The organism is Flavobacterium sp. 2755, assembly GCF_031455715.1.
Lineage (GTDB): Bacteria > Bacteroidota > Bacteroidia > Flavobacteriales > Flavobacteriaceae > Flavobacterium.
The window spans coordinates 33,320-55,309 of sequence record NZ_JAVDTG010000008.1 but is presented as its reverse complement, the minus strand read 5'-3'; the positions used below and the strand labels follow the sequence as shown (position 1 = coordinate 55,309).

Genomic DNA, 21,990 nt, shown 5'->3' with positions numbered 1-21,990 from the left:
ATAACGTATAACTAAAAAGCTAAAACGCTATAATTTGAAGAAATTATAATATTTGCTTAACCAAATTATACATTATCTAAAAATTTCACTCAAAATGATTCAACCCATAAAATTGCCGTTTTATGCTAAACTTGCTTGTATTTTAGTAAGCTTAATTTCTTTTGCTTATATTTTTTGCATTACAAAAGATATTCTGACTCCGGTTCTCTTAGCTTTTTTGTTTGCGGTTTTACTATTGCCAATTTTTACCTTTTTAAATACAAAATTTAAGTTCCCCAGACATCTTGCGGCCATAATTTGTGTTTTAATTTTTCTGGCATTCATTGGGGGAATTCTTGTTTTTATCTCCTATCAGGTTACTAATATGGCAAGTGATTTTGATACAATTAAAAAAAATGCAAACTCCTTTATAATTGAAATTCACAAGTTTATCAGAGAAAATTTCCAGATAAGTATTGGCGAACAAAAAAAATACCTTGACACCGTTACAAAAGACTCAGTAAAAAACGGAAATGCAACTTTAGGTTCAGCCATAATATCTATAAGCGATCTGCTGTTAGACAGTACTATTATTGTAATTTATACGTTTCTGTTTCTGATATATAAAGAACATTTCAAACTGTTTTTAGCCAAATTAATAAGCAAAGAAAATCATGCTGTTTTAAAAGATATTTTATCACAAATCAAAGTTTCGATCAACAATTATATTGTGAGTTTGATACTGGAAATGATTATAGTTTCTGTCTTAACCAGTTTAGGACTTTGGATTATTGGTATTAAATATTTCATTTTATTAGGATTGATAACCGGAATTTTAAATCTGGTTCCTTACATCGGAATTTTAGTTGCAGGTATTATTACCGTTTTGGCTTCGCTGACCGGATCTGGAGAAACATCAGTAATTGTGGGGATTTTAGTTGTCAATGTAATTGTTCAGTTAATTGACAATAATCTTCTTGTGCCTTTAATTATCAATTCAAAAGTAGAAATAAACGCTTTTGTATCCATTATGGGAATTATTGTGGGCGGTGCGGCGGCTGGCATTTCGGGAATGTTTCTGGCAATTCCGCTTTTAGCCATTCTGAAAATTATATTTGACCGAATAGAATCGCTGGAACCCTGGGGCTATTTAATGGGAAATCATATTCCAAGAAAATTTGCCTGGAGAGTTCGCAGAGCCAAAGTACAAGAATAAAATAATCTGTCGATTTTAAAAATAATCGTGTTATTTATCTTAAATTCATAGAATAATAGCCTTTAAAATAAGTTTAAATCCATCTGAATGTTATCAAGTAAAAAAATAGTTATTTTTATTTTCTTATGCTTTTGTTTTCAAAGCATTTGTGCACAGACAGATAAAACTAAGAAAGAGAATCCTCCAAAAAAGGACAGTACAGAGATTTATACTAAAATAAAAAACTATTCTAAGAAAAATAAATTTACCCAAACCTTACATAAGCTTCTGTTTAGATCAAAAAAAGCTAAAAAAAGAGAAGTTATCGAACCAAGTGACAATACAAGTTTTGATGGCAAAATCATTCGAAAAATCAATATTGTAACGCTTGATCCTTTTGGGCATTCCATTGTAGATTCTACGGTTCAGCCAAAAAACTGGGGTGAACGAACCGGAAACAAACTACATTTAAAAACAAAAAAAATAGCGATCCATAATCTTCTTTTATTTAAAAGAAATACTCCTTACGATTCTTATAAAGTACAGGAAACAGAGCGTTTAATTCGTGCTCAAAGATATGTTACGGCCGTCAGGATTTCTAACGAATTAGCCAGTCCGGCATCAGATTCTGTTGATGTTACGATTAGGGTTTTAGATTCCTGGAGTACCATTCCGAGGTTTTCAATTTCGAGCAGCAGAGTTGGCGTAGGATTTAAAGAAAAAGATTTTTTTGGCACCGGACAGCAGCTTGAATATCGTTTCACCAACCGATTTGATGATGGTGCAAATGGTAATGATATTACGTATACGGTTCCGAATATAAAGAATACTTATATAGGAACGACGCTGCATTACAACATGGATTTAGACAATAATTATACTAAAAGTATTGATATTGAAAGAGATTTCTATTCGCCTTTAACGAAATGGGCTGGCGGTGTTTTTGTTGGGCAGAACTTTAGAAAAGATAGTTTGCAGGCTCCAGATATGAGTTATGCATTTCAAACCTTTAAAAATAATTTTCAGGATGTTTGGGCTGGAAAAGCCACAAAAGTTTATGAAGATGATAATGAAGCGATTACCAATTTAATTACATCGGCACGTTTTTTAAATGTGAATTACAGCGAATCTCCAGATTCTTTATATGATCCAACTAATTTTTATTCGGATGAAAAACTGCTTTTAATGGGCGTTGGATTAAACAGACGTAAATTTATAAAAGACAATTATATTTTTAGAAATGGTCAGACAGAAGACGTTCCAATTGGGCGTATTTACGGAATTACCTTTGGATATCAGTATAAAAATAAAATTTGGAGACCTTATGCCGGTGCGCAGTTTTCTTTTGGAAATTATTACCGATTAGGTTTTTTAAGTATGAATTTTGAAGCCGGAACCTATTTTCATCAATCCAAAACGTATCAAACCGCTTATTTATTTGAATCAAATTATTTCACAAAGCTTTTTAATCTCGGAACCTGGAAATTACGACAATTCGTAAACCCTAGAGTTGTTATTGGTGCAAACCGCGAGGAAATAATTGGTGATGAACTGAATATAAACGAACGAAATGGCCTCGCAGGATTCAATGCCGCTTTATACGGAACGAGTAAAACGCTTTTATCCTTGCAGACACAAACATATTCACCTTACGCCTTGTGGGGATTTCGTTTGAACCCGTTTTTTAATTATACGATTGCATTTTTAGGAAGCCCAAAAAACGCCATGTTTGACAGTAAACCGTATTCAAAAATTACTTTAGGTTTATTGATAAGCAATGACTATTTGGTTTTTAGTAATTTCCAGCTGTCACTATCCTATTACCCAAGTATTCCTTTTCAGGGTGATAGTGTTTTCAAAACCAATACATTTGAAACAACCGATTATGGTTTGCAAAGTTTTGAGCTTGCGAAACCAAGAATTGTCGATTATCGATGATAAAAAATATTTAATTTTTTTTGAATATTTAATCTTCACAAAACACTTTAAAATCAACATTTTAGACATAAAACACTTTAATACCATCGATGAAATACATATTTTATCCGATGAAATACAATTGTTTTTTTATTTTTGGCACGGTATATGAAAATCCTTAAACAAAGATTAACATTAAACTTTAGAAAAAATGAAAACAATTAAAATAGCAATCGCCGGATTATTTCTTTTGGTTGCAAATGCCACACAAGCTCAGGTATCAGTTAACGTTAATATAGGAACACCTCCAGCTTGGGGACCAGCCGGATATGCTGAAATGGAATATTACTATCTTCCAGATATTGAAGCTTATTATGATGTACGTGCATCACAATTTATCTATTTTGGAGGAGGAAGATGGGTTAGAGCAACTTATTTACCAAGACAATACAGAAATTATGATTTATACGGAGGCTATAAAGTTGTTTTAACAGATTATCACGGAAGAACTCCTTATACTTACTTCGATCGTCATAGAGTAAAATATTATAAAGGATACCACGGTGCACCGCAAAGACCTTACAGACCAAGACCGGTTTATGGTTACAATGAGCGTCGTTATGAGCACAGAGATCACAGACATTATGATAAACACGATAAGCATGACAAACACCGCGGACATGATAGACACGATGATGATGATCACGGTCATGGTCATGGCCACGGAAGAAGATAATATCTAAATATTTAAGAGCGTATTAAGTTTTAATACGCTCTTTTTCTATTTTAAAAATTAGCTAAGTAATACCCAAAAATTACCATTAACATTTCATTTAAATTTTGTTCCAAGATTTAATTAGTATTTTTGGGACACATTTCAAAACCATTTAACTACACCATGCGAAAAATACAAGTTCAAATACTTCTTTTATTTTTTATAAGTTTTCAAACCTTATTTGCACAACAGCCGCAAAAACCTAACGCAGTCGAAATTTACAATCAAATTAAAAAACTAAACTTTTTAGGTTCTGTATTGTACGTTGCAGCACATCCTGATGACGAAAATACCCGAATGATTTCGTATTTAGCAAATGAAGTAAATGCAAGAACCGGTTATTTATCATTAACCCGCGGCGACGGCGGTCAAAACTTAATTGGCCCGCAATTGCGTGAATTACTTGGTGTAATTAGAACTCAGGAATTAATTGAAGCCAGAAAAATTGATGGCGGAGAACAATTTTTCTCTAGAGCAAATGATTTTGGTTTCTCAAAAAATCCAAATGAAACCTTAGAAATTTGGGATAAAGATAAAGTCCTTGCCGATGTGGTGTGGACAATTAGAAATTTTCAGCCGGATATTATCATTAACCGCTTTGATCACCGTTCGCCGGGAACTACGCACGGACATCATACATCGTCTGCCATGTTAAGTGTGGAGAGTTTTAAACTAACAAACGATCCAAAAGTTTATCCGGAGCAATTAAAATTTGTTTCGCCTTGGCAGGTAAAACGTCAGTTTTTTAATCCGTCTTGGTGGTTTTACGGAAGTCAGGAAAAATTTGATGCCGCTAATAAATCTAAATTTACCAAGTTAGAAACGGGTGTATATTATACCGGAATTGGAAAATCAAATCAGGAAATCGCTGCTTTAAGCCGAAGCCGCCACCAGTCACAAGGTTTTGGAAGTACTGGAGTTCGTGGTTTAGAAACAGAATATTTAGAATTGATTAATGGAGAAACTCCAAAAGACCGCGACAATTTATTTGACGGAATCGACACAAGCTGGAACCGTGTTAAAAACGGAAAACCTGTTGGAGATTTAGTTGCTTCGATTATTGACAAATACAATTTCAGCAATCCATCCGCAAGTATTCCGGATTTAGTGAAAGCTTACACTATGATTCAGGCTTTAGACGATACACATTGGAAAAATCTAAAATCAACGGCCATAAAAAATATCATTGCTTCATGTTCCGGTTTATATCTTGAAGCCGTTTCAAATGAACAAGAAGCAACTCCGGGAAGCAGTATTCGTTTGAGTTTAGAAGCTATTAACAGATGTGCTGTTGAAATGCAATTGACAAGCGTTACAACATTGCCAGATAATAAAACAACGGCTCAAAACAGCATTTTAAAAGACAATAACGATCAAAAAATCAGTTTGCAGTTACAGCTTCCAAATAATATTGAATATACACAACCGTATTGGTTAAAAGAAAAAGCAACGGTTGGAATGTATACCGTTTCTAATCAGCAAAATATTGGTATTCCAGATATTATTAGAGAAGTAAAAGTGATTTTTAATATCAAAATCAATAATGTCGAAATTCCGTTTGAGCGCACCGTTGTTTACAAATACAATGACGGAGTAAAAGGCGAAATGTATAATTTCCTGGATATTGTTCCAGAAGTTACGACTTCTATCTTAGAAAAAGTTTTGATTTTTAGAGATACAAAAAGCAAAATGGTTCCGGTAAAAGTTCGTGCCGGAAAAGGTGATGTAAAAGGAAACCTGCAGCTGGATTTACCAAAAAGCTGGAATGTTTCTCCAAAACAAATCGCCTTTACTTTAGATAAAAAAGGAACAGAACAAATCTTTTATTTTGAAGTTACACCGCCTGTAAATCCAGAAGAAGTTGTAGCAAAAAGCATTGCAGTTGTTGACAATAAACGTTTTGACAGAGACGAAACTATTATCGATTTCAACCATATTACCAAACAAATGGTTTTAAAACCGGCTGAATCAAAATGTATTAGAATAGATTTGAAAACTTCTGGTGATGCTATCGCTTATATTATGGGTGCCGGCGACGAAGTTCCAGAAAGTTTAACCCAAATGGGATACAAAGTTTCTATTTTAAAGCCAGAAGAAATTACTCCTGAAAAACTGGATTCTTTCAGCACCGTTATTACAGGAATTCGTGCTTACAATACCGTAAACGCTTTGGCAAACAAACAAAATATCTTATTTAATTTTGTAAAAAGCGGTAAAAACATGATTGTGCAGTACAATACATATGGCAGCAAATTAGTGACCGATAAAATTGCACCTTATCCATTAAAATTATCAAACGACCGTGTGACCGAGGAAAACGCTAAAGTCACTTTCCTAGCACCAAATCACCCAGTTTTAAATACGCCGAATAAAATCACCTCAAAAGATTTTGAAGGCTGGACACAAGAACAGGGTTTATATTATCCAGACGAATATGATCCTGCCTTCACTCCTATTATTTCATCACACGACAAAGGAGAGTCTGCTAAAAATGGTGCTTTATTAGTCGCTCCGTATGGAAAAGGATATTACATTTACACTGGTCTAAGCTTTTTTAGAGAACTGCCGGAAGGAGTTGCGGGCGCTTACAGATTATTATCGAATATAATTTCGCTAAAGCAGCCTCTTGAAGCTCCTAAACAGGATTTAAAGCAATAATTTCAAAAATATGGAAGCAAAAAAAACAAAAAAATGGAAAAAAAGTTACACCTATGTTTTAGTTGCTAACCTCATTTACATTGTGATTTTTTTCTTAATCATGCAATTTTATTCATAACCTATGCAGCTATTTGACTGGATCGTACTTATTGTAACACTTTTATTCATTGTTGGTTACGGTTCCTGGAAAACCAAAGGAAGTAAAAACGTTGAAGATTTTATTTTAGGAAACAACGAAACGCCTTGGTACACCGTTGGACTTTCAGTAATGGCAACTCAGGCCAGCGCAATTACATTTTTATCTACTCCCGGACAGGCTTATCATGACGGAATGGGTTTTGTGCAGTTCTATTTTGGACTGCCAATTGCAATGGTTGTTATTTGTTTGACCTTTATTCCGCTTTATCATAAAAATAAGGTTTTTACCGCTTACGAATTTCTTGAAAAACGATTTGACGTACAAACTCGTTCCCTTGCTGCTATTTTATTTTTAATTCAAAGAGGTTTAGGAACAGGACTTACGATTTATGCTCCGGCCATTATTTTATCGGCACTTTTGGGCTGGAACTTAACCGGTATGAATATTATAATTGGAGTTCTGGTAATTATTTATACTTTTTCAGGAGGAACAAAAGCTGTAAACGTAACGCAGAAACAGCAAATGTTTGTAATTATGTCGGGAATGTTTATCACGTTTTTCCTGATTTTGCATTACCTTCCAAATGATATGACTTTTACAAGTGCACTGCATATTGCCGGAGCAAATGATAAAATGAATATTGTAGATTTCTCTTTTGATCCCGAAGAAAAATATACTTTTTGGAGCGGAATTACGGGCGGATTCTTTTTAGCTCTCGCTTATTTTGGTACAGATCAATCTCAGGTTGGAAGATATTTATCCGGGAAATCGGTAAAAGAAAGCCAAATGGGATTAATTATGAACGGACTTTTAAAAGTGCCGATGCAGTTTTTTATTCTGTTAACCGGAGTTATGGTTTTTGTATTTTTTCAATTCAATCCCGTTCCTTTAAATTTCAATCCGAATAATAAAATTGTAATTGAAAAATCGGCATATAAAGAAGAATATCATGTTCTTGAAAAAAAGCTGGACAAATTATCTGAAGATAAAAAAGTAATCAACTTACTATATATCGATCAGTTGAATCAGGATTATGACAATCCGATTCTTCGTAAAGAATTAGTCAATTTATCTAATAAGGAAAAAGATTTACGCGATCGTGCCAAAGAAATCATTTCAAGAGCCGACAGCAACAGCGAAACCAACGATAAAGATTATGTCTTTTTCCACTTTATTCTTCATTATTTACCAAAAGGTTTAATTGGTTTATTGCTTGCGGTTATTCTTTCTGCAGCAATGTCTTCAACGGCTTCTGGATTAAATGCTTTAGCCTCGACAACGGCGATTGATATATATAAACGAAATCTAAAAACCGAAAAATCAGAGAAACATTATCTTAATGCAACTAAATTTTTTACGTTGTTTTGGGGAATTATAGCAATCCTTTTTGCCTGCGTAGGAACTTTGTTTGAAAACTTAATTCAGCTTGTAAATATTATTGGTTCTATCTTTTACGGAACTGTGTTGGGAATTTTCCTTGTTGGTTTTTATTTAAAACGTGTTCAGGCAAAATCTATGTTTATTAGTGCCTGTATAAGTCAGTTTGTAATTATAATTATTTATTATTTTATGGTTTATAAACAAGAAAAACTGGGTTATTTATGGCTGAATTTTATTGGAGCTATTTTGACAATTGGGTTGGCTTTGATTTTGCAGTTTTTGTTTTTCAAAGGAGATAAAAAGGATAATAGTGATCTAATCTTAGAAGAATAATTAATGAGATATTTAAAAAATATCTTCTTCTTCTCTGCTTCTTTTTCAGGAAAAGCCGGAAGAATTGAATATGGATTCTATTTATTATTTAGTATTTTATGTGGATACTTTGCACTTTATTTAAACAGTAAAGTTGATTTAGATAATGAGAAAATACTTTACCTGTTTTATGATTGCCTAATTATTTTACTTGTTTTAGTTCCTATGCAAGCTGCTGCAACAAGAAGATTACGAGATTTAAATGCAAATCCCACTTTTATTATTTTTAATTTTATTCCTGTTTTGAATATAGCATTTGCAATGTTTTTATTGTTTGCGAAAAGTTTAAAAAAAGATAATTAAAAAATTATGAGTCAAATTCTTAAATTTTATCTAACAATATTTTTTGGAGCTATATTTCTAAACTCATATTCACAAAATACACAAGCAAAAAAAATTGACAGTTTGTTTGTCGAATTTCAGAAAAAATCATTTTACGGAAGTATAAATCCAGCTAAGGAAGAACTTGAAAAATATCAGCAAACTATTATTCCTGAATTAATTAAGCTTTTAAAAGACACAAGTTTTGTAAAATTAACGGATACTGCCGATTTAATCTACCCAGGAACTACCGTTTTTTATGGTCATGGATATTTTATTCCATATGATCTCGATTGGATTTCTGTTAGATCTGGCTGGCTTCTCGAAGAGGTTACATTTCAAGATTTTGGTTATAAGAATTTTAAAATTAATGATGAAACTTTACTGAAATTAATGAAGGAAAATTATAATGAATATATTCAGAAAGGAAATTATGAAGTAGATTGGAAAGAGAAAACTTCAGACCAAAAGAAAATAGAATATCGAAAAATACTTTCAAATAACGCAGAGAAATGGTGGAAAGAAAATTATAAAAAGTGGAATCGAATTTCTGCCATTAAAGAAGCATTAAAATCTAATAATGAAAACCGATTAAGTAACGTTTTTCAATATTTACGATTTGGAGAGTCTAAATGTGCTAATATGACTAAAGAACTTTATTCAACTGAAATAAAACCTATCATAGTAGAATTAGAGAAAACAAATCAATATCCTGAAATACAAGAACAAATTAAACTATTATTAAATGAGAGTGTTAGTTTGAAAATTCTAGACATAAAATGACAAAAGAGGAATTTTTATTTCATTTAAACGGTGCAAGTTTTGTGGCTCTGAAATTTGCCGAAAATTATGTCAAAGATAAATTGACTACTGATTTCAAGTATAATATAATTTTTACCCCGCCAAATGTCATCGGAAATATGGATCAATTTGATATTTATCCAGAAGATGAGGGAATTATAAGATTGAATTTGACAGATAAAGAAGTTGTTGAACTACTTTATCGAAAAAATAAAATACCTGTCTGGATTGATATAAATGTTCTTAAATCAAGCAGAAAAAGCACCACTTTCAATCTTTTATGTGCCGGAAGATATACTGATAATAAAGAAGAATATTATTATAATGCTAATGGATCAGGACCATTTGGAGTTAAAGGGCCAACTTTTCCCATTGGTTATAAAGAAGGCAAAAAATTTAGATTGAAATAAATTTCTAATCTTTATAAAAGATAATTATGCTTCAAAAAATTGTTTTAATGATATTACTTCTTTTGAGCCTTTCAGTCAAAAGTCAAAATATTAATGATACTGAAATAGTTGCAGATCATTCCATTTCTACTCAACTCTATACAAAATGCTTTGAAAATTTAAATCAAGGGATTGAAATTTTTGAAAAATATCCTTCTTTAAAAAGCAGGAAATTTTGTTCTCTTATTGAATGTATGTTTTTATATTCATATAAAGAAGAAGATATAAAATTTGCAGCCGAAAAAAGATTAATAGGTATCGCTACTCAATTATACAACGCAGGAACTCCTGTTTATTTAACTATGGGAATGGATAGTTATTGATATGCTACAGAAAAAAATAAAAATCTTGAAGATGATGATCATCTTGTTTATATTAATTACGGTGAGTGTACAAATCCAATTTTTTTAACAGATGCCGCTGAAATTATAAACAGACAAACTCTTTCCCTTATTAAGCAATCTACTTCTAAATAAATCTTTCTTTTAAATCAAAAAAACATAATCTTGTCATTCCGAGGAACGAGGAATCGCACTAGAAATTACGCAAAGAAAATACACAATCTTTGTCGATTTACGAGTGCGATTCCTCGTTCCTCGGAATGACAAACTTAATCTAAAAATCTCTATCTTTGAGTAACCCACTTCTTAAATAGAGCGTTATGAAAGACCATAAAAAATACAGCAATAAAACCAAAGCAGCTTTTATATTGCTCATTGTTATGCTGATAATTTTACTGGGGAATTTCAATACGCTTCGAAATTCTAAAAATGTAAACGACAATATCAACGCCATTTATAAAGATCGATTGGTTGTGGCACATTATATTTTTCAATACTCGAAACAACTTCATTTTATAAAGGCTGAAGCTAAAAAACTGGATTTAAGTGATAATATTAAAAAAAATGAAATCATTCATACTCTAGATATCATTCACAACATTGATGATTTATACGCTAAAACGGTTTTAACCAATAACGAAAAAAGACATTTTGATGCTTTTCTGGGTTCTTGTAAAGAAATCAACAAACAAGCCGAAAACAAAAACTGGAATAAAATAGCTTATTCGAGCGCACAAGCTTTAAAAACTTTAGAATCTTTATCTCAAATTCAAATTAAAGAAGGAAAAGCAAAGCTGGCAAATGCGAATGCAATGTACAGCAAAAACAATAGTTTAGGCCAGCTTCAAATTGCTTTACTTATAATTTTAGGCGGAATTACTTTTTATCTTTTAATTGTAAAGAAAATCAAAAGAAAGATCAAAATTCCAGAACCGCCAAGTATGAATTAGTTTATTTGAATTTCCTGTCTTCTTCATTTATTTGAAGATCATTTATACTGGCAAATCTTTTCTGCATTAAACCATTCGCGTCAAATTCCCAGTTTTCATTTCCATAAGCTCTAAACCAATTTCCATTAACATCCTGATATTCATACTCAAATCGCACTGCAATTCTATTTTCAGTATGTGCCCAATATTCCTTTTTCAATTTGTAATTTCTCTCCTTCTTCCATTTTTCAGTTAAAAAAGCAACGATTTCCTCGCGTCCGTTTACGAACTTATCTCTGTTTCTCCATTCGCTGTCAATAGTATACGCTTTTGAAACTCTTTCCGGATCCTGGCTGTTCCATGCGTCTTCTGCCAGCTGAATTTTTTCTTTTGCCGTTTCTAAAGTGAAAGGTGGCAGCGGTAATTTCTGTTCCATTATTTTAAAATTAAAGTTTGAATTATTTTTTTTGATTGTTCTATTAACTCGTTTGATTTAAATAGCTGACTTTCAATTATACAGCTTTCAAATAATAAATAAACATGATCTGATACTAGTTCATCTTTCAAAATATCACTGAAAAAATTACGTAAGTCACTTTTATGGCTTTGAATAACATTGAGAATCTTAACATTATCTGGTGGAATCTCTGAAAGTATATTTAGAAAACTACAGCCTCTAAAGTTTTCTTTTCCATTCATGTAAATCAAAAACTCAAAGGAGGCTAGAACTTTAGAATTTGAATCTCCTGCATTATTTGTAAACTTTAGTAATTCGTTAAACCAAAAGGAATGACGCTGCTCTAAAAATGCCACACATAAATCTTCTTTAGATTTAAAGTGCTGGTAAAAGCTCGCTTTCGCTACTTTAGATTCTTCAATAATCTGATTGATTCCCGTAGCATTATAACCTTGCTTATGGAATAAAATAAAAGTCTTTTCTAGAATTCGTTCTCTGGGCTGCATCTTCAATAATTTGATATACAAATATAAATATTATTTCAATATACAGACAAGTCTGTCTGTATTAATTTCAAAAAAAATCCAAAACTCATAAAGCTTTGGATTTTGGAATTTTTATATTAAAATTTTAAAGAAATTATCTGCTCCATTCAGCTATACTATCTTTATTCATTTTTACGTAATCTTGGTTGTTTGCAGCTTCTGCAGCGGCTAATGAAAGTTTAGCTGTTTCAACAGCACCTTTTTTGTCACCTTGTTTTGCCTGAATTAATGATTTTAATCTTGAAACATAATAAGGCTTATCAGTACTCATATCTAATGCTTTATCCACATATATTTTTGCAGTATCTAAATTTCCATTTGAAGAAAATAAATATTGTGATGCTGCGTAGTAATCATTCCAAGTTGGTCCAGCCAACGTTTTTTCGATACTTGCAATTGCATTTTTAGCTGTTGGAACTTCAAATTTTAAAGCAACATGAGAGTTTTCCCAAGCCATTTCTAAATAAGCAAAGTTTTGATCTAAACCATTAATTCCAATGGTAAAAGTTTCAACTGGAGTTGGCAGTGCATTTTCCTTAACTGTAGTTTTTAAAACAACATAAGCATCGTTCCAGTTTTCAGGTAATCCCCAGTTGTCTGTAGAAAGATAAAAAATAACTTCCCAGCTTTCGATTTTAGGAATGGTATAAATTGCATATTTTCCTTTTTTCAACGTTTTACCGTCAATTACAACATCGTCACTAAAATTAATAACGGTATTTTCATTTGCTCCGGTTCTCCAAAGTTTACCAAACGGAACTAAGTTTCCAAAAACAGCTCTTCCTCTCGCTCCCGGTCTTGAATACGTAACTTCAACATCGGTTAAACCCACTGTTTGTTTGATATAAGCTTTTGGACTCGCTTGCGGCGTTCTCACTTGTGCTTCAGCTGCAAAAGGTGCCAAAATGATGGCTAATGCAATAAGTATTTTTTTCATTATTAAGTGTTTGTTTGTTTTTTTTCAAATTTACGAATTCAATTACCTAAGAAATGTTAAATTTTACATAATTCAAGCCGTAAGCTGTGATATTTTTTGAGCGTTTAATTCGTTAAAATGATTGATAACGATATCTGCTTCTGATAAGTCTTGCATGTGTGAATGATCACTATTATAACCTACACAGTAAATTCCGGCAGCTTTTGCGGCCTTTACTCCATTTGTGCTGTCTTCAATAATAATACATTCTTCTTTTGGCGCAATTGACAATGAGGCTGCGTGATTAAAAATAGCCGGATTTGGTTTTGACTGCGGAAAATCTTCACCACTCACAATATGAGAAAAATATTGATGCAGATTAAATCTTGTAAATACGCGCTCAATCGTAACTTTTGAAGCTGATGAAGCTAAAATCAACTGAATTCCGTTTGCGTATATATCTTTAATTAAATCTTCAACTCCTTCTAAAAGATACAAATCTTCTTTGGTGTCAAAAGCATCATTAAAAATGTTTCTTTTTCTTTGAATCAAATCTTCGACTTCGTGTTCAATTGTCGGGAAAAAGCCTTTTAAACTTTGGAAAGTATTTCTCGTCGAAAATCCGGTAAATGAAGTGTACATCTCCTCAGGAACTTCAATATTTAATTCTGAAAACTGTTTATAGTAGGCATAACGATGAACGGGTTCTGTATCGACAATTACGCCGTCCATATCAAAAATTACTGTTTTAATCATTTTTTTTAAGGTTTCTGAGTTGCTAAGGTTGTAAATTCTAAGTTTTTGTTTCAGGTTTTCTTTGTTTGATGTTTCAAGTTACTGGATTGGGTAACTTTGACAAAGTTTACTCCGTTTCGAAACGTGAAACCTGAAACTTTAAACTTGAAACAAACCCTTCTACTCTTTTTTAAGTAAATAACGAATTACCGTTTCCGCAGCGTGAAGGCCGAATAATCCCGGCATGTAGCTGTTTGTTCCGTAGAAAGATTTTTTGAAGTTTTTTCCGTCGGTTAATTTTAAGCTTTTTTCGTTTTGGATTTCAGATGAAAAAACAACTTTTAATTTGTTGATATTTACCGCTTTTAATCTCTTACGAATTGCCTTAGAGAAATAACAGTTTATAGTTTTAGAAATATCGCCGACTTTTACTTTAGAAGCCAGCATCTTTCCTCCTGCTCCCATACTGCTAATGATTTTTACTCTTTTGCGTTTTGCAGCAATAATTAAATTCAGTTTTGGCGTAATACTATCGATACAGTCTAAAACATAATCAAATTCTGGAGAAACGATTTCAAAAGCCCTTTCCGGAGATAAAAATTCCTGAACACGCGTTAGTTTCAATTCTGGATTAATATCCATTAAACGATCTCCAACAATTTTAATTTTTGCTTCTCCCACTGTAGAATGCAAAGCAGGTAATTGTCTGTTAATGTTTGTAATATCTACAACATCACCGTCAACAATGGTCATGCTTCCTACTCCTGCTCTCGCTAAAAATTCAGCTGCAAACGATCCAACACCGCCTAAACCTACTACTAATACATTCGCATTACGCAAATTTTCTAATCCTTCCTTTGTAAATAAAAGCTCGGCTCTTTCTGTCCACTCTGCCATATATTCTATTTTGTTTTTTTAGTTTTTATCTTTTTTGTTTCAAGTTTCAAGTTTCAAGTTTCAGGTTTCAGGTTCTCTGCTGTCAGGCTGAGCGAAGGCGAAGCCTACGTCCAATTGGTGCGCCCTTCGACTTCGCTCAGGGTGACAAACTTATTTCACTTTTTATTAATTACTAAATATCCTTTTAAAATTACTTGAGATAATACCTTGTAATTCTTTGATTGTAATATTTTTATATTCTGATGCTAAATCGTAAACCTGCTTAATGTTTTCTTCAATTGTATCGGTTTCCAGAAAAAAACGATCGTTTGGAATATTCTGAAAAACGGTTTTTAAATCAGGATTTCTCAATAAATATTTTCCGAAAGAAATGTAGAATCCGTCTTTAATTAATTGTTCTGCCAGCTGATTGTTTTTTGAGAAACCGTGAATAATCATTGGAACAGAAATTTTTAATTTCTTTTTAATGGCTGTCACTTCCTGAAAAGCGGCAACACAATGAATCACGACTGGTTTATTGTATTTTTCGGCCAAAGCCAATTGTTTTTCAAAAACTATAATCTGCTGTTCTAACGGAATTTCGATTCGTTTGTCTAATCCACATTCGCCTATTGCCAGACAATTTTCACTTTGGAGTTTTTCTTCAATAATTTTCAATTCTAAATCAATTTCACTTTCCTTAATATGCCACGGATGAATTCCGATGGAATAAAACGGAATTGATGCATCAAATTCCTGCGGATATTGATTGACCAATTCTAATACATTAGATTGATTTGTAAATTGATGGGTATGAAAATTGAAGAATTCCATTAATGAAATGTTTTCACTCCGGCTTTGATTTCTACTTTTAAATCATTCTCTAACGGAACAAGCGGACATGAATACTTATGATTGTAAGCACAATATGGGTTGTATGCCTGATTGAAATCGACTGCAATTGTTTTTCCTTTTGGGATTTTTAAGTCGATATATCTTCCGCCAATGTAGCTTTCTTTTCCACAGGTTAAATCAGAAAAAGGAAGGAATAAATGGTCTTTGTATTCTTTTTGTTTAGAAAGTTCTATATTTCTGTAAACGTTCAGCTTCATTGAAACACCATTTATAGTAAAGGATAAAGTCCCGTATTTTATATATTGCGGTGTTCTTGTTCCGGTAGTTTTCATTTCGAAAACTTTTTCATTGACTGCTTTTTCAAATTTTGCGTTCACAAAATATTTTCCATCAATTGGATAAAAATCTAAAGTTTTAAAAGTCTTTAAATCTTCTTCCATTAACGGACTTGTCTTAGCATCAGCATATTCTGAGTTGATTTGCTTTTGGAATTTTTCAGCTTCAGTCTTGCTAAATTTACTTTGGCTAAAGCCAAAACTAAAAGCCAGAAGCAAAATAAGGGCAATAGAATTTTTCATCTTTGGAAATTTTATGCAAAAATAGTTTAAAAGTAACAAAGCAACAACCGTTGTACGTGACAAAGTTTCCTAACTTTGTGGCAAATACAATAATTATAATGCTCAAAACTGCCGCAAACCATTACTTCAACAATTTTAGAGGTTTTACAAGAGAAATTTGGATACTTACATTAATTACTTTCATAAATCGTGCGGGTACAATGGTGCTGCCTTTTTTATCTAAATATTTAAATGAAGATTTACAGTTTTCTTTAGATCAGGTAAGCTGGATTATGGTTTCATTTGGTTTGGGTTCTATGCTGGGTTCCTGGCTTGGAGGAAAACTTTCTGATAAAATCGGGTTTTATAAAATCATGGTTTTTAGTCTGTTTACCAGCGGAGTATCACTTTTCTTTGTTCAATATATTACCTCTTTCTGGGGTCTTTGTATTGCGATGTTTATATTAATGACTATTGCCGATATGTTTCGTCCTGCAATGTTTGTATCCTTGGGTGCTTATGCAAAACCAGAAAACAGAACACGCGCTTTAACCCTTGTTCGTCTTGCCGTAAATTTAGGCTTTGCTGCCGGACCGGCTCTTGGAGGTTTGATTATTATGGGAATGGGCTATTCTGGTTTGTTTTGGGTTGATGGAGCTTCGTGTATTCTTTCCATATCGATTTTTGCTTTATTAGTTAAGGAAAAGAAAAAAGTAGATCATGGTGATAAATCCGAAAGTGTAACAAATGTAAAATCAGTATTTCACGATAAAATATTTTGGGTTTTCTTATTTGTGAGTTTTATTACGGCAATGATTTTCTTCCAGCTTTTTACGACTTTACCTTTATATCATCATAAACAATATGGTTTAAACGAGTTTCAAACCGGACTTTTAATGACTTTAAACGGACTTTTGATTTTTGCTTTAGAAATGCCAACGGTTGGTTTTATGGAAAGAAAAGGTTTTCCAAAAATCAAAATCATCATTGTAGGATCATTTGTAATGGCATTGAGCTTCTTTTTGTTATTAATTAATGTTTGGGCCGGAATCCTGGTTATCAGCATGATTTGTATTTCAATTGGAGAAATCCTAACCTTCCCTTTTTCGAATGCGTTTGCCTTAAGTCGTGCTCCGCGTGGTCAGGAAGGACGTTATATGGCTTTGTATACAATGAGTTTTAGTTTGGCACATATATTTAGTACTAAACTTGGTTTTCGAATTGCGGACCATTTTGGTTATCAAAGCAACTGGTTATTTATGGCTTGTATCGGAGTTCTGGCTACACTTTGCTGTCTTTGGATTAGAAAAGCTTTACTTCTGGAGAAAAATAAATAAATTTAATTTAGACACATAAATCATTGTAATTCAAATAATTAACTTTGATTCTGAATAGCTTTTCTATGCTTTTAATTTACCTTGAAACGAAATTTTTAGTTAAATAACTATATTTATAGTTGTGTAACTAAAAAAATAGTTGTAGGTTTGAATTAAAATTAGAAAACATGCAAAAGTTAACCAACAAAGAAGAAGAGATAATGCAGATTTTATGGAAGCTTAAAAAAGCTTTTGTAAAAGAAATTCAGGCAGAGATTACGGAAGATCAGCCGCATTATAATACACTTTCGACAATTGTTAGAAACCTTGAAGAAAAAGGTTTTGTGGCGCATAATGCTTTTGGAAATACACATCAATATTATCCAACTGTAACTCTTGAAGCGTACAGCAAAAAATATATGAAAACGGCTATTGATAATTATTTCAACAGTTCGTATAAAAATATGGTTTCGTTTTTTGCCAAAGAAGAAAAAATTTCTGCAGATGAATTGCGAGAGATTCTGGCTATGATCGAAAATCCAAAAGACAATAAATAACAGTAAAATAAACGAAGAAAAATGATAATTATGGAATCAATATTTGTTTATATCGCAAAATCGGCTGGCTTAGTTGCATTATTTTATTGTGCTTATTATTTTTTACTTCGAAAAGAAACTTTCTTTACTAGTAACAGATGGTTTTTACTTACCGGTTTAATTACCTCAGTTGTACTGCCATTAATAGTTTACACTAAAGTTGTTTGGGTAAACCCTACTCCTATTCCAAATTTAAATTTTTCTGATGCAAATCTTATTCAAAATACTGAAAACAAATCTTTTGAAATAAACTGGATCTACGTTATGTTATCTATTTATTGCATTGGACTTTTAGTTTTCCTGATAAAATTTGCAATGGATTTTTACAGTTTGAATTCTATTTTAAAAGGAAAAAAAGTACATCAGCAGGCTGATTTCAAATTTATTGATACAAACGAAAATATTCCTCCTTTTTCTTATTTTGAATATATCGTATACAACTCATCAATGTATACACCTGCAGAATTAGAAAATATTATTGAACATGAAAAAGTGCACAGTGATCAAAATCATACTGTTGATGTTTTGATATCACGAGCTTTTTGTATGCTTTTTTGGTTCAATCCTATTATATGGCTTTATAAAAAGGCAATTATTCAGAATTTAGAATTTATTGCCGATAAAGAAGCTGCTAAAAAATTATCCGATAAAAAAGCATATCAATACACGCTTTTAAAAATAACAACACACGAAAGCTGTGTTGCCATCACCAATCATTTTTATCAATCATTAATCAAAAAACGAATTGTCATGTTAAACAAAAATCAATCAAAAAAAAGAAATTCCTGGAAGTATTATGTTGTAATTCCTGCACTTGCAGCATTTGTATTATTGTTTCAAATTGAAGTAGTTGCAAAAGAAAGACAACAAACTATAAAAGAAGTTTCGGGAGAAATTAAATCTGTAGATGTTTACAAAATCAAGAAAAACTCTACAGATGCAGAGTTGGAAAAAATTAAAGAAAATTTAAAAAAACTTCACAATGTTGATTTTGAAGTTTCTGATGTAAAAAGAAATGCTGAGAACTATTTAACTTCTCTTAAAGTTGCTATTAAAAACGGAAAGCAGCAAGCTCAATCTATTCAGGTTAACGGCGATAAAGCGATTAAAGATTTTGGAGTAATTGTTACTACAGACGAAAAAGGTCAAAAAAGCGTTGGTATTCAAACTGATGACGAAGCAAAGACTAAAGTTGCTGTTAGTAAAAAAGTAAGCTCTATAGATGCCTCTGAACCTGATAATGCTAAAACTGGAACCAGTAAAACAATAATCACTAAAATTGACACCAATGCTAACGATAATACTAATACTAGTACAAAAACTAATAGTAATGCTAACACAAATATTAGCACTACTGTAACTATTGATACAGACAACAAGACTAATACTAAAGTAATTACAACTACGAATGGTTCTGTTATTGCCATTTCGAATGATACAAAAGTTACTGGCAAAGTATTAGAAAATCTTGTAATTGTTGACGGAAAGGAAATGCCTGCTGGTTTTGATATTGAAGACATTGATGCAAAAGATATTAAATCTGTAAATGTTTACAAAGGAATAAATGCTGTAACTAAATATGGAGACAAAGGCTCAAATGGTGTAATTGAGATAGAAACAAAACATTAAGAGGCTGGTAATTTTTTAAAAATCTGAAAATGCAAAAACTAACCAACAAAGAAGAAGAGATAATGCACATTTTATGGAAGCTCAAAAAAGCATTCGTAAAAGAAATTCAGGCAGAAATCACAGAAGATCAGCCGCATTATAACACACTTTCGACTATAGTTCGAAATCTGGAGGAAAAAGGTTTTGTGGCGCATAATGCTTTTGGAAACACACATCAATATTATCCTGCCGTAACCCTTGAAGCTTACAGTAAAAAGTATATGAATACGGCCATTGATAATTATTTCAACAGCTCTTATAAAAATATGGTTTCGTTTTTTGCCAAAGAAGAAAAAATTTCGGCAGATGAATTACGCGAAATTCTGGCTATGATCGAGAATCCAAACGAAAAAAAGTAAACGAAGTAAAATAAATCATTATGGAAGCACTTTTCATTTTTATCGTCAAATCAAGTGGTTTAATCGCTTTGTTTTATTTTGCATACTTTTTTTTACTGCGAAAAGAAACCTTTTTCAATAGCAGCAGATGGTTTTTACTTGCCGGTTTAATAACTTCAATTGTTTTACCGTTTGTTGTTTATACAAAAGTAGTCTGGATTGATCCGGTTCCGCCGGTTCCGGTTGACTATTCTTCGGCTGCGAGCTTTCATTATACTCCAAATTATCATCCGCAAATAGCTGAAGAAGAATCTTTTGAAATAAACTGGAATCTGGTTTCATTAGGTATTTACGCACTTGGGTTTGCTGCTTTTATGATAAAATTCGGAATTGATTTCTACAGTCTGAATTCTGTCTTAAAAGGAAAAAAAATAGAACAGCAGGCCGATTTCAAATTTGTAGATGTTGAAGAAAACATTGCTCCATTTTCTTATTTTGATTATATCGTGTACAACTCATCAATGTACAGCAAATCAGAATTAGAAAGTATTTTAGAGCATGAAAAAGTGCACAGCGATCAACATCATACCGTTGATGTAATCATTTCGAGGGTTTTCTGTATTCTGTTTTGGTTCAATCCCATTATCTGGCTTTACAAAAAAGCAATTCTTCAAAATTTAGAATTCATTGCAGATAATGAAGCGGCTAAAAAAATATCAGACAAAAAAGCATATCAATACACGCTTTTAAAAATTACAACGCATGAAACATGTGTTGCCATCACCAATCATTTTTACCAATCATTAATCAAAAAACGAATTGTTATGTTAAACAAAAATCAATCAAAAAAATGGAATTACTGGAAATATTCTGCCATAATTCCGGCACTTGGAGCGTTTGTTCTCTTGTTCCAAATTAAAACAATTGCGCAGGAGAAAAAAGAACTTAAAGAAAAAACTGAAAAAGCTGCTTTGGCCTCTATAATTCAGGATGGAGAAGTTTATAAAATCACAAAATCGACTACAGATCAGGAATTAAAAGATTTAACGGCAAAATTAAAATCAGAACATAATGTTGATTTAGAAATTTCTAATGTTAAAAGAAATAGTGATAATGAATTAATTGCTATTAAAATTAGAGTTGTTAAGGAAAGCGGTAAAGTACATGTTATAGATATGAACAGTACTAAAGCCTTAAAAGACTGCAGTATTGTAATCGATAAAGATGAAGACGGTACAAAAAATGTAACCTTAGTAACTGATGATGAAATAGGTAATCCTGCACTAACTCAAAATCGTGATGTTGTAGTAAGAAACTTTGACTCTGATGTTTATCCAGAAGATCGTTCTTCACCAGTTCCTCCTGCTCCGCCTGTTGCGCCAATTGCTCCGGTTTTCCCTATTGGACCAATGCCGCCAGCGCCAGTTATTGACATGTCTAAAATGCCAAAACCGCCAGTTGCTCCGGCAAGCCCAAAAGATAAAGTGGCTTGGGCTAAATTTGAAAAAGAAATGGCTGAGTTTGAGAAAAAGATGGAAGCTTTTGAACCAGATCTTTCTGCTTACGAAAAACAAGTTGAAGCTATTATGGCACAGCGAGAAGCAATTTTCGAAAAACAAATGGAGAAATATGAAATTGCTATGGAAAAATTCAATTTTGACATGGACAAATTCAGCCAGGATGTTGAAATCAAATACGGCAGAGATTCAAAAGAATATGAAAGAAGCATAAAGCAGTATGAAAACGATATGAAACAGCATCAGCTTGACATGAAACAACATGAGAAAGATATGAAGCAGTTTGAAAAAGACATGAAACAACGTGAAAAAGAATTGAAAAAATGAGAAAAGGAAAACAGTAAAAAATCCTAAACAT

The 21,990-nt window shown here is 32.3% G+C and carries 22 protein-coding genes; 15 read left to right on the top strand and 7 right to left on the bottom strand.

From position 1 onward, the window contains the following. Positions 1 to 94 precede the first annotated feature (94 nt). From J2Y38_RS17920 to J2Y38_RS17875, 10 genes are all read left to right on the top strand, one after another. Positions 95 to 1,195, top strand: coding sequence for an AI-2E family transporter (locus tag J2Y38_RS17920; RefSeq protein WP_309845177.1), 1,101 nt, complete (start codon positions 95 to 97; stop codon positions 1,193 to 1,195). Positions 1,196 to 1,282: 87 nt separating this feature from the next. Continuing rightward, on the top strand, positions 1,283 to 3,112 hold the full coding sequence (locus tag J2Y38_RS17915; protein ID WP_309845176.1) for a hypothetical protein: 1,830 nt from the start codon (positions 1,283 to 1,285) through the stop codon (positions 3,110 to 3,112). Positions 3,113 to 3,302: 190 nt separating this feature from the next. Then, on the top strand, positions 3,303 to 3,827 hold the full coding sequence (locus tag J2Y38_RS17910; RefSeq protein ID WP_309845174.1) for a hypothetical protein: 525 nt from the start codon (positions 3,303 to 3,305) through the stop codon (positions 3,825 to 3,827). Positions 3,828 to 3,989: 162 nt separating this feature from the next. After that, positions 3,990 to 6,524 carry a PIG-L family deacetylase gene (locus J2Y38_RS17905; RefSeq protein ID WP_309845173.1) on the top strand — a complete coding sequence of 845 codons (2,535 nt, stop codon included), beginning with the start codon at positions 3,990 to 3,992 and terminating at the stop codon, positions 6,522 to 6,524. 121 nt (positions 6,525 to 6,645) lie between these two features. After that, positions 6,646 to 8,376 carry a sodium:solute symporter gene (locus J2Y38_RS17900; RefSeq protein ID WP_309845171.1) on the top strand — a complete coding sequence of 577 codons (1,731 nt, stop codon included), beginning with the start codon at positions 6,646 to 6,648 and terminating at the stop codon, positions 8,374 to 8,376. A 3-nt stretch (positions 8,377 to 8,379) separates the two neighbouring features. After that, the gene (locus tag J2Y38_RS17895) at positions 8,380 to 8,718 is read left to right on the top strand and encodes a DUF805 domain-containing protein (protein ID WP_309845169.1); all 339 of its coding nucleotides are present in this window, start codon (positions 8,380 to 8,382) and stop codon (positions 8,716 to 8,718) included. Between the two features lie 6 nt (positions 8,719 to 8,724). Then, the gene (locus J2Y38_RS17890; protein WP_309845166.1) at positions 8,725 to 9,519 is read left to right on the top strand and encodes a hypothetical protein; all 795 of its coding nucleotides are present in this window, start codon (positions 8,725 to 8,727) and stop codon (positions 9,517 to 9,519) included. Continuing rightward, a complete protein-coding gene (locus tag J2Y38_RS17885; protein ID WP_309845164.1) occupies positions 9,516 to 9,947 on the top strand; it encodes a hypothetical protein in 432 nt (143 codons plus the stop codon). Before J2Y38_RS17890 ends, J2Y38_RS17885 begins: the two co-directional genes overlap by 4 nt. A 47-nt stretch (positions 9,948 to 9,994) precedes the next feature. Next, positions 9,995 to 10,309, top strand: a complete 315-nt coding sequence (locus J2Y38_RS17880; protein WP_309845161.1) for a hypothetical protein — start codon at positions 9,995 to 9,997, stop codon at positions 10,307 to 10,309. A gap of 338 nt (positions 10,310 to 10,647) precedes the next feature. Further along, positions 10,648 to 11,277, top strand: coding sequence for an MCP four helix bundle domain-containing protein (locus J2Y38_RS17875; protein WP_309845159.1), 630 nt, complete (start codon positions 10,648 to 10,650; stop codon positions 11,275 to 11,277). A 1-nt stretch (position 11,278) separates the two neighbouring features. Here J2Y38_RS17875 and J2Y38_RS17870 read toward each other — a convergent pair whose 3' ends face one another. The 7 genes from J2Y38_RS17870 to J2Y38_RS17840 form a co-directional block, all read right to left on the bottom strand. Next, positions 11,279 to 11,692, bottom strand: coding sequence for a nuclear transport factor 2 family protein (locus J2Y38_RS17870; protein WP_309845157.1), 414 nt, complete (start codon positions 11,690 to 11,692; stop codon positions 11,279 to 11,281). Continuing rightward, entirely contained in the window at positions 11,692 to 12,219 is a 528-nt protein-coding gene (locus J2Y38_RS17865; protein ID WP_309845156.1) for a TetR/AcrR family transcriptional regulator, read from the bottom strand. Before J2Y38_RS17865 ends, J2Y38_RS17870 begins: the two co-directional genes overlap by 1 nt. Positions 12,220 to 12,352: 133 nt before the next feature. Continuing rightward, positions 12,353 to 13,195: a DUF2911 domain-containing protein gene (locus J2Y38_RS17860; RefSeq protein WP_073481072.1), complete on the bottom strand. Its 843-nt coding sequence runs from the start codon at positions 13,193 to 13,195 to the stop codon at positions 12,353 to 12,355. Between the two features lie 72 nt (positions 13,196 to 13,267). Then, on the bottom strand, positions 13,268 to 13,930 hold the full coding sequence (locus J2Y38_RS17855) for an HAD family hydrolase (protein WP_309845154.1): 663 nt from the start codon (positions 13,928 to 13,930) through the stop codon (positions 13,268 to 13,270). A gap of 159 nt (positions 13,931 to 14,089) precedes the next feature. Continuing rightward, positions 14,090 to 14,806, bottom strand: coding sequence for a ThiF family adenylyltransferase (locus J2Y38_RS17850; protein WP_053474177.1), 717 nt, complete (start codon positions 14,804 to 14,806; stop codon positions 14,090 to 14,092). A 165-nt stretch (positions 14,807 to 14,971) separates the two neighbouring features. Further along, positions 14,972 to 15,619 (bottom strand): TatD family hydrolase, encoded by a 648-nt coding sequence (locus J2Y38_RS17845; protein ID WP_309845152.1) that lies wholly within the window; start codon positions 15,617 to 15,619, stop codon positions 14,972 to 14,974. Further along, positions 15,619 to 16,218 carry a DUF1684 domain-containing protein gene (locus J2Y38_RS17840; protein WP_309845150.1) on the bottom strand — a complete coding sequence of 200 codons (600 nt, stop codon included), beginning with the start codon at positions 16,216 to 16,218 and terminating at the stop codon, positions 15,619 to 15,621. The genes J2Y38_RS17845 and J2Y38_RS17840 overlap by 1 nt, the downstream gene beginning before the upstream one ends. A gap of 98 nt (positions 16,219 to 16,316) precedes the next feature. Here J2Y38_RS17840 and J2Y38_RS17835 point away from each other — a divergent pair, with 98 nt between their 5' ends. The 5 genes from J2Y38_RS17835 to J2Y38_RS17815 all read left to right on the top strand — a co-directional run bounded on the left by J2Y38_RS17835 (position 16,317) and on the right by J2Y38_RS17815 (position 21,959). Continuing rightward, complete coding sequence (locus J2Y38_RS17835) at positions 16,317 to 17,534, top strand: MFS transporter (RefSeq protein WP_309845585.1); 1,218 nt, start codon at positions 16,317 to 16,319, stop codon at positions 17,532 to 17,534. A gap of 167 nt (positions 17,535 to 17,701) precedes the next feature. After that, entirely contained in the window at positions 17,702 to 18,070 is a 369-nt protein-coding gene (locus J2Y38_RS17830) for a BlaI/MecI/CopY family transcriptional regulator (RefSeq protein WP_053474181.1), read from the top strand. A gap of 30 nt (positions 18,071 to 18,100) precedes the next feature. Further along, the gene (locus tag J2Y38_RS17825; RefSeq protein ID WP_309845148.1) at positions 18,101 to 19,738 is read left to right on the top strand and encodes a M56 family metallopeptidase; all 1,638 of its coding nucleotides are present in this window, start codon (positions 18,101 to 18,103) and stop codon (positions 19,736 to 19,738) included. 29 nt (positions 19,739 to 19,767) lie between these two features. Continuing rightward, on the top strand, positions 19,768 to 20,136 hold the full coding sequence (locus J2Y38_RS17820) for a BlaI/MecI/CopY family transcriptional regulator (RefSeq protein WP_256634996.1): 369 nt from the start codon (positions 19,768 to 19,770) through the stop codon (positions 20,134 to 20,136). Between the two features lie 20 nt (positions 20,137 to 20,156). Beyond that, on the top strand, positions 20,157 to 21,959 hold the full coding sequence (locus J2Y38_RS17815; RefSeq protein WP_309845145.1) for a M56 family metallopeptidase: 1,803 nt from the start codon (positions 20,157 to 20,159) through the stop codon (positions 21,957 to 21,959). The last annotated feature ends 31 nt before the right edge of the window (positions 21,960 to 21,990 follow it).